Source organism: Commensalibacter sp. Nvir, assembly GCF_963921845.1.
Lineage (GTDB): Bacteria > Pseudomonadota > Alphaproteobacteria > Acetobacterales > Acetobacteraceae > Commensalibacter.
Map to the genome: position 1 here is coordinate 25,633 of NZ_CAWUGZ010000083.1, position 13,733 is coordinate 39,365.

15 protein-coding genes are annotated in these 13,733 nt (G+C 36.1%); 12 read left to right on the plus strand and 3 right to left on the minus strand.

Features of this window, described 5'->3' with window-relative positions; genetic code table 11:
• Window positions 1–2 precede the first annotated feature (2 nt).
• On the minus strand, window positions 3–944 hold the full coding sequence (locus AABE15_RS05750) for a carbohydrate kinase (protein ID WP_338330329.1): 942 nt from the start codon (window positions 942–944) through the stop codon (window positions 3–5).
• Between the two features lie 694 nt (window positions 945–1,638).
• On the opposite strand from AABE15_RS05750, the gene AABE15_RS05755 reads away from it, so the two are divergent.
• The 11 genes from AABE15_RS05755 to ccmI all read left to right on the plus strand — a co-directional run bounded on the left by AABE15_RS05755 (window position 1,639) and on the right by ccmI (window position 11,912).
• Complete coding sequence (locus AABE15_RS05755) at window positions 1,639–2,253, plus strand: thioredoxin domain-containing protein (RefSeq protein WP_338330330.1); 615 nt, start codon at window positions 1,639–1,641, stop codon at window positions 2,251–2,253.
• Window positions 2,254–3,180: 927 nt separating this feature from the next.
• Window positions 3,181–5,142 (plus strand): glycosyltransferase, encoded by a 1,962-nt coding sequence (locus AABE15_RS05760; RefSeq protein WP_338330331.1) that lies wholly within the window; start codon window positions 3,181–3,183, stop codon window positions 5,140–5,142.
• Complete coding sequence (locus tag AABE15_RS05765; protein WP_338330332.1) at window positions 5,139–5,873, plus strand: ABC transporter ATP-binding protein; 735 nt, start codon at window positions 5,139–5,141, stop codon at window positions 5,871–5,873. Before AABE15_RS05760 ends, AABE15_RS05765 begins: the two co-directional genes overlap by 4 nt.
• Window positions 5,870–6,631, plus strand: a complete 762-nt coding sequence (locus AABE15_RS05770; protein WP_338330333.1) for an ABC transporter permease — start codon at window positions 5,870–5,872, stop codon at window positions 6,629–6,631. Before AABE15_RS05765 ends, AABE15_RS05770 begins: the two co-directional genes overlap by 4 nt.
• Before the next feature lie 150 nt (window positions 6,632–6,781).
• Window positions 6,782–7,534 carry a heme ABC transporter permease CcmC gene (ccmC, locus tag AABE15_RS05775; protein WP_338330334.1) on the plus strand — a complete coding sequence of 251 codons (753 nt, stop codon included), beginning with the start codon at window positions 6,782–6,784 and terminating at the stop codon, window positions 7,532–7,534.
• Between the two features lie 5 nt (window positions 7,535–7,539).
• Window positions 7,540–7,677 (plus strand): heme exporter protein CcmD, encoded by a 138-nt coding sequence (ccmD, locus tag AABE15_RS09265; protein ID WP_408870257.1) that lies wholly within the window; start codon window positions 7,540–7,542, stop codon window positions 7,675–7,677.
• Window positions 7,667–8,158: a cytochrome c maturation protein CcmE gene (ccmE, locus tag AABE15_RS05780; RefSeq protein WP_338330335.1), complete on the plus strand. Its 492-nt coding sequence runs from the start codon at window positions 7,667–7,669 to the stop codon at window positions 8,156–8,158. The genes ccmD and ccmE overlap by 11 nt, the downstream gene beginning before the upstream one ends.
• Before the next feature lie 25 nt (window positions 8,159–8,183).
• Window positions 8,184–10,157, plus strand: a complete 1,974-nt coding sequence (locus AABE15_RS05785) for a heme lyase CcmF/NrfE family subunit (protein ID WP_338330336.1) — start codon at window positions 8,184–8,186, stop codon at window positions 10,155–10,157.
• A gap of 8 nt (window positions 10,158–10,165) precedes the next feature.
• Entirely contained in the window at window positions 10,166–10,705 is a 540-nt protein-coding gene (locus tag AABE15_RS05790) for a redoxin family protein (RefSeq protein WP_338330337.1), read from the plus strand.
• 5 nt (window positions 10,706–10,710) lie between these two features.
• Complete coding sequence (locus tag AABE15_RS05795; RefSeq protein ID WP_338330338.1) at window positions 10,711–11,175, plus strand: cytochrome c-type biogenesis protein; 465 nt, start codon at window positions 10,711–10,713, stop codon at window positions 11,173–11,175.
• A 56-nt stretch (window positions 11,176–11,231) separates the two neighbouring features.
• The gene (gene ccmI / locus AABE15_RS05800) at window positions 11,232–11,912 is read left to right on the plus strand and encodes a c-type cytochrome biogenesis protein CcmI (protein ID WP_338330339.1); all 681 of its coding nucleotides are present in this window, start codon (window positions 11,232–11,234) and stop codon (window positions 11,910–11,912) included.
• 113 nt (window positions 11,913–12,025) lie between these two features.
• Here the strand turns inward: ccmI and AABE15_RS05805 are convergent, their stop codons facing one another.
• On the minus strand, window positions 12,026–12,535 hold the full coding sequence (locus tag AABE15_RS05805; protein ID WP_338330340.1) for a hypothetical protein: 510 nt from the start codon (window positions 12,533–12,535) through the stop codon (window positions 12,026–12,028).
• A 145-nt stretch (window positions 12,536–12,680) separates the two neighbouring features.
• Complete coding sequence (locus tag AABE15_RS05810; RefSeq protein WP_338330341.1) at window positions 12,681–12,860, minus strand: (2Fe-2S)-binding protein; 180 nt, start codon at window positions 12,858–12,860, stop codon at window positions 12,681–12,683.
• Between the two features lie 202 nt (window positions 12,861–13,062).
• Between AABE15_RS05810 and bfr the strand changes: the two genes are divergently transcribed.
• A complete protein-coding gene (gene bfr / locus AABE15_RS05815) occupies window positions 13,063–13,545 on the plus strand; it encodes a bacterioferritin (protein ID WP_338330342.1) in 483 nt (160 codons plus the stop codon).
• Window positions 13,546–13,733 lie beyond the last annotated feature (188 nt).

Consider the following 13,733-nt stretch of genomic DNA (forward strand, 5'->3'; position numbering starts at 1 on the left):
TCTTATTTTAATTTTTCTTGTACTTCATTTTCCCATGGGGGATTGGCACCGCGCCGTTGACAGTTAATGGCAGCAGCTATAGAGGCGTATTTTAAAGCTTCGGTGATTTTTTCAACCGTAATGGTTTTAATTTTATCCAAGGTCAAACAATTCTGTTTTTGCAAATACGTCAAGGTTGCAGCCATAAAAGTATCGCCAGCACCAATCGTATCTACAACGTCTTTTACAAAATGAGTTTCCACACTAAACGCGGGTTGATTGGGTAAAAAACACAGAACGCCTTGACTGCCGCGGGTTACAATAACGATGGACGTTCCACGTTCTAACCAATAATGCGCGGCTTCTTCGATTGTGCTATCTGGCCTTAAGTAAGCCAAATCGGTTTTGGAAAGTTTAATAATATCTGCCATAGCGGTTAAACGCGCTAACCGGGCACGATAAACATCTGGGTTTGCCGTTGCATTAGGCCGACAATTTGGATCAATGGAAAGAATTCTTTTTCCTTTTTCTATTTTAAACATTCGTTCACAAGAATCAGAAATTGGCGGGCCAATCAAAGACGTTGAACCGATATGAATCAGTTGAATATCTTCGCTGAAGCCAGGGGACTGTGAACGAGTCCAAAGTCGAGACGCTGTATTGTCATCATAAAAAGCGTAAGCAGGTTCCTCTTCACCCAATTCCACAAAGGCCAGAGTGGTTTGCTGAGGCGCACGTGCAACGTATTTTAAATCAACATGTGAGGATTTCAAAAAATCAATTAATTTTTCTCCGAGAAAATCAGTGGAGACTCCTCCCATAAATCCAACTTTTCCACCTAGCCTCGCAATTGCAACCGCAATGTTTGCACACGATCCCCCTGGAGCTGGACAATAACATTCAGATCCATCTTTTGTTTTATCTGGGATAAAGTCGATGAGAATATCCCCACAAACTATGATCATCAAAAATCTCCTTGTTTCAATACAACGCTAATTTAGCTGCACTTCCAATAATTAATTTCTGTCATATCAGATAAATTATTTTTTGATAAACAGTATCTGTCTTTTGCTTTCAAATTTTCAATGTTTTTTGATATAATATTTCTGATTATGAGAGGTCAAAATAACTGGATTAAAATTTTGCAATTAACATAATTATCAATATAAAGTTTTTTATTCCAAAAAATTATAAAACAAATTTGAAAACTCTGAATAAATTTATAATTAAAAACTTTAATACTGAAGTTTTCAACTGTTTTAATATTCTTTGCATAGCACAGCTATAATCCTTTAAAAATTTAAAAACTTCAATAGGGTGCTGTATCATCAAAACAAACTATGGGCTAAACAATTTTTTCTATATGACCTTGCCACCAGAACGAAATATGTAAAAATTCATAAGAAATTAAACTTACTAAAACCATAAAATAATTTTGTATAAAAACGATTCACATTTGACCAAAAATTAAGATAAAATTTGTTCGGTATCAATTAGGCTTTAGCTTAATATAAAATATACCAAATCATTAAACCCACCGCATTTACGTTGATAATTGGCCCTAAATATAATAAAATTATACTCCAGCTAAAATATTAAATATTTTTAAATTGTAGACCATTAACCATGAACTTATTTTAATTTTGCATAGGATTAATCATGCCCATTACACGACGCGCTTTAATGACGACTGCTCTTCCTACTTTCTCTTTATTTGCTTTTACTTCTAGAGTCAAAGCAGACGAACCTTTTTCAAATTTTTCTTCGATAAGGGCCTTAGGAAATCTAAAAGCAGGGGTTCATGTTCAAGAATGGTTTTCCATTACGTGTGCGCATTGTGCCGATTTTGCACAAAAAACGTTACCCGCTATTAAGAAAGATTATATTGATACCGGTAAAGTATATTACATTTTTAGAGATTTTCCTCTAGACAGGGTCGCCCTAGCAGCAGCCATTGTGGCCAGATCCCTACCCATAGAACAATATGAACCTTTTGTTATGGTGTTATTGCAAAATCTTGAAAAATGGGTTTTTGCTGATGGCGTCGATCCTATGGCTGAACTTAAAAAATATGCTATTTTAGCAGGAATGTCTCCTGATCGCTTTCAACAAGTAATTCAAGATAAGTCACTTGAGAATATCATTATGAACGAAGTTAAAACAGCTTCAGAACAGTATAAAATCAACAGCACGCCTACTTTTGTCTTTAACGAAAAACCTCATGTTGGCGAATTATCCTTTGAAGATTTTGGTAAACTGGTCGGACAAGCATAAAAAATTTAAAATAAAAAAAGTTTAATAAAACATTTAAGCAAAATGTGGGACCTATAGTTTCCACCCCTCTTAAATGATCAACCCTAGAGAATTAAATTCTTTGAATATACCATTTATTTGCAACTTCAGTGCAATTATTAACTAAAATTGCTGTTCCTTTTCAACCTTAACACTACGTAAACGTATGATGCAAAAGACCTTATACTGTTAACATATTGAAACACCAGACTATGGAATATCCAAAGAAAATTTTACTTTATTGTAAGAATATTAGGTTCTTATAGGCGAAAGAATAAAACCAACGTGTTTTACCCTGTGCAATATCGACACTGAGTTGGTTCAATTGTTCATAAACAAAAAAATTAATTCTAATATTTGTTATTAAAGATAATAAAAGCAACCATTTCTCTCAAACTATAAAATTACACTACATTTAATTTTTTAATTAGTTTCATAGTGATGCAGTGCCTTACATTCAATCATTTGTTTTTTACGACATTGCTGATCAAAAACATACTCAAACGCTGTTTTATCGATTTCTTAAATGAATAATAATCTTCAGTGATTTACATTTTATCTGAGTCAAAAGAATAAATAAACTGGTCTTAGTTTTTGTGACAATGATCCTTGACTTTAAGGTTTAAAAAATTATTATGATTTTTTGATGTATAAAAGAAAATGCTGCAGTAAATTGTGTTAACCCAAATGCGCGATAAGCTCTACGAAAAAAATATTACAAACATTAGAGCAATTATGCTGATTTTCAGTATACCAGACTAGAGTTTTTATGCTGTTTGTATAATTAAAAAATCAAATTACCTAGTTGTTTTGTTTATTTTTACCAACAAACGAATAACGTCTTCGACTGCAAAATAACTCGCTTTTATCAAAAGATTTGTTCTTCTGATTTAAAAAAGGAAATCTGTATTGCCCCCTTTCGTTGTTCCCGTTTCCAGTTTTAAACGCAATAAATGGTGCTTAGTTTTTGGTATTATCAATAGGGATAAATTTTACCCACCTGTTTTGCCCTTTATGGGAGCGCTTCATTTTAAAGATAGTAACCAGCTTGAAAATTCCTATTATTTAAAACCTATTCGCTTCTCTTTTTACTTACTCGCCCTAGGGATTATTTATATACCGAGACAATGTAATGCCATTACGCTCAACTCGATTGACCCAAACCGAAACAAAAGGGGAATATTCAAAAAAGTTTGGCTTTTACCTTTATCGCGCATCGTTGCTGCTTTCTTACTAGCAATTATTCATCCTTTTTTTACATTTAAAACCCTTCTCAAGTTTAAATATAAACCCGTCGAGTATAGACAACTTATACGATTGATCGCCACGTCAGAACCTCAAAACTTAACGTATAAAACATGGTGTGAAATTTACGATCGTCCTATAGAAAAAAACAATGCATCAACGCACGCAATGAATCTCGATATTCACATCTACTCTTCGTCTGATGGTTCAATATATAGCAATAACATTACACTTGAAACAACAAATGACCTTACACAGCACTATGTTGGAATACTTCAAGATTTTGAAATTATTTCCAATTCTGCCCTAGACCTATTTTTCCACTTTGCTGAGATCAAAAACTCTCCTGCAGCTTTATATGGTGACATTGATTATATTGATACGTGCCAACACCGTTCGCGACCCTATTTCAAACCAAATTTAGAATATGCAATGCTTTGTTCCGGATTGCTGACCCTGGGACTATGGCTGATAAGAAAAGATATTTTTGAGGAATTTCAACATCAAAACCAAAAAAAATTCACCTGTGCTTTTTCCCATCGATTAGCCTTAGCTTTTTACATCCTGCACAAAAAAGGAAAGATTGCCCACATACCCCATGTATTGACGCATATATCACAGGCACTTAACCAGACAATTATCCAAAAAATCCATGAAACTGTGACTTCAGAATTAAATTCACGTCGCTGGCATTACGAAATTTCACACAAAACTAGCTTTCCAATCTTAGTAAACCCTATTTTTGATCAACAGCGTGTTACCTTTATTATACCCACCACTTTAAATAATCGATATGTGACCAAATGCATCCATTCTGTCATAAAAAATACAAGTTATCCCCACTGTGAATTTTTGCTCATCCTCAGTCAAAATTGCCAATTATCGGATGAACAAACGCGCAACCTAACCCATTTACTCGCGCATGAGAATGTAAATTATCTACAGATTTTTTCAGACGCTTTTAATTTTTCTCATAGCTGTAATAGCGGAATAAAACTTGCACAAACGGATTTTGTTGTCATACTCAATGACGATGTTACACCTATAAATAATGAATGGCTGCATTACATGATGGGACATATGCAAGACAACCGTGTGGGTGCTGTAGGGGCTAAACTCTACTATAAGCAGGGATTCATTCAACACAATGGTATTATCATGGGTGCTGGTAATCTGTGTGAACATAAAGATCGCTTTAAACAAGATGATGAACTGTCTTTTAAAGGTGATTTTGATTGTTCAGCCGTAACCGGCGCGTGTATGTTACTTAGAAAAGGTGCCATTGATCGGTTTAATGGTTTTGATGAAAACTTAGCGATTGCCTATAACGACGTTGATTTGTGTTTGAAGCTGAGAAAATTTGGTTATCGTGTAGTACAGTGCCAACGAGCCCATTTAATTCATTATGAATCCTTTTCTTTAAAAAATCACTATACAAGTGATCGAAAAGGCAAAGAACGCGATGAAATTTTTTACATGCGGCATCGATGGTCCGAAGCACTTCGCTCTGATCCTTTTTATAATCCAAACCTATCCTTACAACTCGGAAGATTGGATCAACTTGCGTTTCCACCTCGCAGATATTGCCCTACACCCAGTACCCCCGATAATTTTTTTTGCACATGAAGCCCAGCACTTCCATTGTCATTCAAAATGTATCTTTTACTTATGACAATAAACCCATCTTTTCCAATTTGTGCACCCACTTTAAAGGAGGGCTTTTTAATATACTTCTTGGAACCAGTGGTGTCGGTAAAAGCAGTTTATTAAAAATGATTGCCGGATTGCTTCCAATTTCCAACGGAGCCATCAAATGTGATCATCCTGATCCTCTTAAAAAAATTATTAGCTATATGGGACAACAAGATCTTTTAATGCCTTGGCTTACTATTTATAAGAACGTCACGTTCGGTGATAAGCTTAGAGGGGTTGTTAAAGATAAAAAACGTGCAGCGCACATCTTAGAGCAAGTTGGATTAACGTCCGCACTGCATCAATATCCCCATCAACTTTCAGGCGGTATGAGACAAAGAGTTGCCTTAGCCAGAACGCTTTATGAAGATCGGCCTATTGTTCTTATGGATGAGCCCTTTTCCGCTTTGGATAGCGTAACCCGAACGAAAATACAAAATTACACAGCTCAATTGCTAAAGAACAAAACCGTTATATTGATCACCCATGACCCTTTTGAAGCGTGTCGAATAGGAGAAACGATACAAATACTTGCTGGACAGCCTGCCCAACTTATCCCGGTATGCCCTATTGATGAACCTATTCCACGTTCTCCACAATCTCCAAAAGTGCAACAAGCACACTCCGATCTATTGTCCATTCTCATTCAGCATAGCAACGCATGAATTCCACCTTTCAACTTTTTTTCCGCTTTTTCGTTATCGTTGTAGGATTTGTTTTATTATGGCAAGGGGGACGAGTTTTTTTTTCTATACCAGATTTTTTACTCCCCTCCCCGTTAACCGTTCTGCAAGCGATGAAACATAATGCATCTTTACTGCAAAATGCCACTGAGACGACTTTTATTGAAACACTTATTGGGTTAGTTTCAGGTTGCATAATAGGCATGGTCATTGCCTTGCTTATGATCGCAATACCGCTGTTAAGAAGATGGTTGATGCCGCTAATAATTATCAGTCAATCTATTCCCACTTTTGCTTTGGCCCCTCTGCTTGTGCTGTGGTTTGGTTTTGGCATAAAATCAAAAATCGTCATGGCCATTATCATGATTTTTTTTCCTGTTACGTCTGCATTTTTTGACGGATTAAACCAAACCCAGAAAGGATGGTTGGCATTAAGCCAAACCATGAACGCCACTTTTTTAAGACGACTTTTTTTCTTACGCTTTCCAGCAGCACTCCCGTCTTTTGCTTCAGGACTAAGAATTGCAACAGCCATTGCTCCCATTGGGGCGGTTGTAGGTGAATGGGTTGGAGCTTCTTCAGGATTAGGGTTTGTCATGTTGACGGCCAACAGCCGTTTTCAAACTGATTTAATGTTTGCTGCTTTGATTATTTTATCTTTGATGACAATTTCTTTGTGGAGCATTGTTTCTGTTTTGACCAAAAAATTAATATTTTGGTCGGAGATTGAACAAGGGTAAATGTTTTAAAAGTCTATGCAATTTTTATTGAGCTGTTAATGAATGGATCAAGACCTACTATTAAAAGATTCAATGACTAAATAAATAGAACTTAACCCATTGCCTTCTTCTTGAAATACATTAGTCTATTCGTCGTCTACAGGTAATTGAATGTCTAAAGAAAAGATTCGCTCAGCCGCTCTTGCAAATCCAAACCGGTTTTTAAAATTTTCTAATATTTTACAACCGTGGATATGTAGTGTCAGTCTTATCTGCATTACCATTGGGGTTATATGGGGGTTATTCTATTCTCCACCCGATTGGCAGCAAGGGGATGCGGTTCGTATCATGTACATCCATGTACCCATGGCTTTATTATCAAGTGTAGGGTATTTTTTGCTAGCATTATGCGCTTTGTGTTCGTTGGTATGGAAGCACCCTTTAGCGGATTTGGCTGCAGAAGAAATTGGTCCTATTGGAGGAATCGCAACCTTGTTATGTTTGATAACCGGTTCGTTATGGGGCAAGCCAATGTGGGGAACCTGGTGGGTCTGGGATGCACGGCTTACCTCTGTACTTATTCTTTTATTCTTTTATATTGGCCATATCACGTTAATGCATGCGTTTGATGACATACAAAAAGGATACAAGGCTGCTGCGTATCTAGCATTAATTGGGGTATTTGATTTACCTATTATCAAGTTTAGCGTGTATTGGTGGAATACATTACATCAAACGGATACATTTAAATTTACCAGTAACCCTCCAATCGTTATGACGATGATTTGGCCTTTACTTTTTTGTCTAATAGGCTTTGGCCTTGGTTTTTTGGCTTTGATTTTATCCAGAGTGAAATCCGCTATTTTAGAACACCAATTTAATCGGATTGTAAAGATACAACTTTATAACAGCAATTTACTGTAATCAATATGACTCATTTACCTTTTATTATTGCCTCGTATGGCATTACATTTATTACATTAATCATTTTAACGGTTCAATCGTGGTTACGACTAAGAAAAATCAAATTAAAATTATCTAAAATGAAATATTACGATGAAACCTAAGCACAAACGTTTTATCGTTTTTTTGATAAGCATGGGTTGCATAGGCTGTGCTTTATGGCTTGTTCTACAGGCATTTTCAAGCAATTTAGTCTATTTCAAGACACCTTCTCAGTTACTGCATGAAAACACTCTTAAGCTATCGGATATACGTATGGGCGGGATGGTCGTCGCTCACTCTATCCTATTTACACAAAAAGAAAAAATGCCTTGTGTCCAATTTCAAGTCACCGATGGTCAGGCTGCGATTAAAGTCCATTATTTTGGAATTGTTCCGGATCTTTTTCGAGAAGGACAAAGCGTTATTGCTATAGGGCATTTAGATCAAAATAAAATTTTTATTGCAAATGAAATTTTAGCCAAACACGATGAAACGTATATGCCCAAAGACGTTGCCGATGCTTTGCGCAAATCAGGGAAATGGGATCCTAAATATGGCCCTCCACCCGACCCTAAAACATGGAACCATATTCTTAAACCTTAAGCCTTTTCAAATTCGGAAAATACACTTGATTTCGGAAATTCTCAGTCCTGAGCTAGGCCACTACTTACTTGCGTTATCCTGTTGCTTAGCAGGAATACAATTTATTGTACCTTTGGTAGGTTGCAAGGCAAAACAAGCATCATTGATGATGCTTGCTTCCCCTTTAGCCTATGCACAGGGTATTGCCTTATCCTTAAGCTTTGCGTGCTTGATAACAGCGTCCGTTACCAATGATTTTTCGGTGTTAAGTGTTTATCAAAATAGTGCCAGTAATAAACCTCTCCTCTATAAAATATCGGGTATATGGGGAAATCATGAAGGATCCATTTTCCTCTGGTGCTATCTCTTGGCTTTATTTAATTCACTCTTGGCTTTAAGTGCCCAACCTATTCCTTTAAAATTAAAATCCAGAGCATTAGCCATAATGGGCGGATGTTCCGCAGGGTTTACTCTGTTTTGTTTATTAACTTCCAACCCTTTTCTTCGTTTATGGCCTGCACCTTTACAAGGGCAAGGAATGAACCCTTTGTTACAAGATCCTGGGTTAGCGCTGCATCCCCCGCTTTTGTATATGGGATACGTCGGTTTTGCCATACCTTTTGCGTTTACCGTGGCAGGATTGTTGGACAACACCATTGATCTAGCATGGGCACAATTTGTTAAACCATGGGTAACGATAGCGTGGGCATGCCTAACCTGTGGGATCGCTTTGGGATCATGGTGGTCCTATTATATATTGGGTTGGGGGGGATATTGGTTTTGGGATCCAGTAGAGAACGCTTCTCTCTTGCCGTGGTTAACAGGAACAGCATTAATACATGCTCTATATGCTTACACACGTACAGAATCGCTCAAATTATGGACATTATTACTTTCTATAAGCACATTTTCTTTATCTTTGAGTGGCACATTTTTGGTGCGATCTGGACTTCTTAATTCAGTCCACGCTTTTACGTCCGATCCCACCCGGGGAGTATTCATCCTTGCTCTTTTAGCTTGTATAAGCGGTTCTGCATTATTGCTTTATGCATGGCGGGCCCCCACCCTTGCCCAAGAAACCGGAGTTAACCCTTTATCCAAAGAGGGTTCACTCATTTTTAATAATATTTTATTGTGCACGATCGCTTCCATTGTGCTGACAGGAACATTGTATCCTCCTTTTCTACAATTGCTAACGAACCAATCTATTTCAGTAGGGAAACCCTTTTTCGAACAAACCACTGTTCCGTTTGTGTTAATTTCTCTATTCTTCATGGCAGTGGGACCGCGTTTACCGTTTAAAAAAACAAATAGCCAGCACTTGCTTAACATTTTAAGTATCCCTGCTATGTTATGCCTCCTCATTTTTTTAACCAGTTGGTTTTGCTTGCACCAATTTTTACCCGCATTGACTTTGGGATTATGTATGTGGGTTATTATCCATACGATACTCAATTACGCTAAAAAAATAAGTTTTCTTCAAAAATCCTTCCAAGAAAGTTGGAGGCAATTTTTTAGGCTACCCTATTCTGTTCACGCAAGTTTAATCGCTCATACTGGTATGGTTGTTACTGTATTAGGAATAACAGGCATGGCGTTTGCTACCCACACAATCGTTGAAATTCCTCTAGGGGACACGGTTCCCTTAGCAGGGTATGAGTGGACTTTGTCTTCAGTACAAACGGTAAAAGGACCCAATTTTGTGGCTTTGAAAGCCGCAATAAAAATTGCCCACAAAGGCAAAGTTGTAACATGGCTTTTCCCCTCTAGAAAATATTTTCCAGAGCAAAATCAAATTGTTACCCACGTCTCAATTGAAACCAACTTCATACGTGATCTTTACGCTGCATTAGGAAGCAGTAAAGAAACGTTGGATAAACAACACCCTCTATATATCTTAAGATTACATTATAATCCTCTTGCACCGTGGATCTGGATCGGGGGACTTATTATGGCCTTTGGAGGAATTATAACGTTATGGCCTAGCACCAAGACAAAATTCAAAAACGACTGCTTATAGGTAAAATTATGAAAGATATAGCACGTAGACGTCTCATTTTTTCTTTGCCTTTGATTACCACGTTGGGGGCAGGCACTGGATTTTACGTTATGCTTTCACGATTACGAACGGGTTCTTTTGACCCAAAGGAAATTAAAACGCCGCAAATAAGTTTACCTTATTTTAACCTCGAACGCGTTTCCCCTTTTCCATCGTTCAATAGAAACGAGTTATTGAGGCAAACCAAACCCATCGTTATCAATTTTTTTGCATCGTGGTGTGTGCCCTGCTTGACCGAAATGGCAATACTTAACCAATTATCACATAAAATAGACATCTGGGGAATTGCTTACAAAGAAAATTCACACGCTATAAACGAATTTTTTTCTAGAAACGATAACCCTTATAAGCGTATTGCCCAAGATACAAAGGGAGATGCTGGTATACAATGGGGACTAACGGGTGTACCCGAAAGTTTCCTTGTTTTGCCCAAAGGAATTATAATTTCCCATATTCCTAAGCCCTTATCGGAACGTGATGTAGAAACAATTTCAAATACCATAGGATAACCATCATGCGTACCCTATATTTTTTTTCATGTCTTTGTTTTTTATTTTTTAGCTTTAAAACCTATGCCGTGGATAGTCCCGAGGAAATGCTTGCCAACCCTCAGTTGGAAAAAAGAGCTGAAACAATAGGTTCACAACTTCGCTGTTTGGTCTGTCAAAACGAAACTATAGAAGAAAGTAGCGCTCCCCTTGCTAAGGATTTAAGACAAAAGGTTAGAGAAAAACTTGTAGCAGGCGATAGTGATGAAAAAATTATGCAATGGATGGTGAAACGCTATGGCAATTTTGTTCGTTTGAACCCTCCTTTTAACCTCTACACGTCCTTATTATGGTTCATACCCATTTTATCTTTTTTCGGGGGTATAATCTTAGCCTTCGGCCACATACGAAAAAAAACTAATTGCACAGAAAATTTATCGGCTGAAGAGAAAAAACATATAACCGAATTATTACACGAGCCTCGACCATGATATGGATTATGATTTTCCTAAGCACCTTTGTCTGTTTATTTCCTATGGGTTTAAATTTGTTTTTTTCGCCAAAAGTCAGACAACCTAAAAACGCTTATGCTTTCAATCTTTTTAAGGAACAACTGGAATATCTCTACGTAGAGTTAAAACAACATCGAATAACTCAGGAAATCTACACCCAAAGAAAAGTAAAAATACAAAAAGACTTTTTAAAAACAGCTGCCGTTTATCCTTCAAACGTAAGCAATTTAAATGCAAAAATAAGACGAAAACTTCTTATTATCTTATTCATTTTTATATCGTTTTTATCGTTTGCACTTTACCTTATTAACGGCAATCCTTGGTTGCGCCCTCAACCTTTGGAGGCAAGATTAGTTGAACAGAGAAAACTGTCTGCACAACTCTATCCTTATCTTAACGAATTAAGAAATAAATTAGCCGTTCTTCCTCTTAATAACCCAAAACGTTATCAAGGATATGTTCTGCTTGGACAACTCGAAGTTTCTCGCGGAAATTTACCTTCAGCGATTATCGCTTGGAAACAAGCTTTATTACAGACATTCGATCCTGAATTGGCAGCCCAAACAGCAGAGTTTCAGTGTCAATATGAACATAGAGTTTCGATAGAAAGTGCTACACTGTTTCGTGAAGCTTTAAAAAGAAGTTCACACAATGCACCTTGGAAAGAAATGGCAGAACAAAAACTTTCCGAATTTAACCACGATCACAATTCCTAGTCTCGTAAATAAAGGCCTTTAACTTGTCCAATTTTTGAAAAAGAAATTACCGTAACAAAAGATTAAAAATGTTTTTAATAGGTTGTTTACGCGTGTGAGCCCACAATATTTAACTACAAAGAGCTTCTAGAAAAGGCAGCCTGTTTTTGCTTTTGCAAAGGAGGATTGAGATTGCATGAAATCATGTACAATCCACATAAAGACAAAACATTACTGATCGAATAAAACAACGAAATTTTATTAACAAAATAGGTGCCAATAAAATGAACATACAGACCGTAAAAAGCAAAAGGTAAGCTAATAATACGAATACCAAAAAGATGATAACGTAAGGGATTAACGTATCGTTCTTTTATTAGCGATTGAGTTTGATATACATATCCATAAAAACAAAAAGCCAAAATACATGACAAAATGTTGTAAGTCGACGCAAACAATCCCGAATTGTATAAAATCAGAGGAAGAATCAAAAAGGCAAGGGAGAAAACTACGGATCCTAAAATAAGATTAAGACCCAAATTAATGGAAGTACGTTCTCCTGGCAAACGGTCGGCGATTGGCTGAAAAACGTTATCAATAAGCCAAAAATCTAATTTTATTAAATAATTATTGTTTTGCGCCATTTAGTACCATAATAAAAAGCTTGTTTGTTACCCTTATAAAATAAGCGTTTTTTTATTAAATTTCAATCAATTAGCTTAACAAAAAAAGCTCGTTTTTATTAAAAAAAACGAGCTGTAAAAGATCAAGAAACAAAACATATAATGCTTAGGTTTGACAAGCTTTTTGACTGTGCTCTTTGATTAAATTGACAATCGCCTTAACGCATCGACCACACTCTGGCTTAGAACCACAAGTTTTATATACTGCACTGGGACGACTTGCACCCTCCCGAATTGCATTATTAACATCTTTATCGGTTAATGCACGACATGAACATATATACATTGTCAATAAACTCCAATGACAATAAAGGTGTTAATAATAATGATAATAATAACCATTCTTAACAACTTGTCCAGTACTTTTTTATTATTTTATAAAAATAAACTAAATTTGATGGTTTAAATAACCCGTGCTTCTTTTTTTAAAAGATCGTATAGTTAAAAATTAATTAATAAATTTAAGAAACAGAACAATAGGCTATAAAATGATTAGAGATCAAAAAGTTATTGAATATTTAAACCTTCAACTTACCAATGAACTTACGGCAATTAATCAATATTTTCTTCACTCTCGCACGTTAAATCATTGGGGAATAACAAAGCTTGGTAAAAAAGAATATCAAGAATCTATCGAAGAAATGAAACACGCAGATTTATTGGTAAACCGAATTCTTATGTTGGGGGGGTTACCCAACATGCAACGTTTGGACACCATCATGATAGGGGAAAATGTAGAAGAAATTCTTAAAGCGGACAGAACCTTGGAAGAAAAAGCGTGTAAAGACCTTAGGGAAGGCATTGCGCACTGTGAATCGGTAAGAGATTATGTGTCTCGTGAATTATTTTGTACTATATTGGATAACGAAGAAGAGCATATTGACTTTTTGGATCGACAATTTGATTTAATTGAACGAATGGGTATTAACCAATATATTTTACTTAACTCTGATCCATCAACAGAAGACTAGTTTCTAATAAAAAAGAGCTATCAACGCTCTTTTTTTAAGTAATTAAACTTAAAAAGCCTTTATTCTTTATCAAAAAAATATATTTTAAAGGTAAAACGAACTTATTTTAAGGTAAAAATTGATTGCTTTAGTATAATCATTCAATACTATGTCCAAAAATTACTATAAATTATTTCAAAGATTTTTTT

What these genes read in the sequence shown, in the direction of transcription:
- AABE15_RS05750 (WP_338330329.1), bottom strand. Translation starts at nt 944, where the DNA reads ATGATCATAGTTTGTGGGGATATTCTCATCGACTTTATCCCAGATAAA.
- AABE15_RS05755 (WP_338330330.1), top strand. Translation starts at nt 1,639, where the DNA reads ATGCCCATTACACGACGCGCTTTAATGACGACTGCTCTTCCTACTTTC.
- AABE15_RS05765 (WP_338330332.1), top strand. Translation starts at nt 5,139, where the DNA reads ATGAAGCCCAGCACTTCCATTGTCATTCAAAATGTATCTTTTACTTAT.
- AABE15_RS05770 (WP_338330333.1), top strand. Translation starts at nt 5,870, where the DNA reads ATGAATTCCACCTTTCAACTTTTTTTCCGCTTTTTCGTTATCGTTGTA.
- ccmC (WP_338330334.1), top strand. Translation starts at nt 6,782, where the DNA reads ATGTCTAAAGAAAAGATTCGCTCAGCCGCTCTTGCAAATCCAAACCGG.
- ccmD (WP_408870257.1), top strand. Translation starts at nt 7,540, where the DNA reads ATGACTCATTTACCTTTTATTATTGCCTCGTATGGCATTACATTTATT.
- ccmE (WP_338330335.1), top strand. Translation starts at nt 7,667, where the DNA reads ATGAAACCTAAGCACAAACGTTTTATCGTTTTTTTGATAAGCATGGGT.
- AABE15_RS05790 (WP_338330337.1), top strand. Translation starts at nt 10,166, where the DNA reads ATGAAAGATATAGCACGTAGACGTCTCATTTTTTCTTTGCCTTTGATT.
- AABE15_RS05795 (WP_338330338.1), top strand. Translation starts at nt 10,711, where the DNA reads ATGCGTACCCTATATTTTTTTTCATGTCTTTGTTTTTTATTTTTTAGC.
- AABE15_RS05805 (WP_338330340.1), bottom strand. Translation starts at nt 12,535, where the DNA reads ATGGCGCAAAACAATAATTATTTAATAAAATTAGATTTTTGGCTTATT.
- AABE15_RS05810 (WP_338330341.1), bottom strand. Translation starts at nt 12,860, where the DNA reads ATGTATATATGTTCATGTCGTGCATTAACCGATAAAGATGTTAATAAT.
- bfr (WP_338330342.1), top strand. Translation starts at nt 13,063, where the DNA reads ATGATTAGAGATCAAAAAGTTATTGAATATTTAAACCTTCAACTTACC.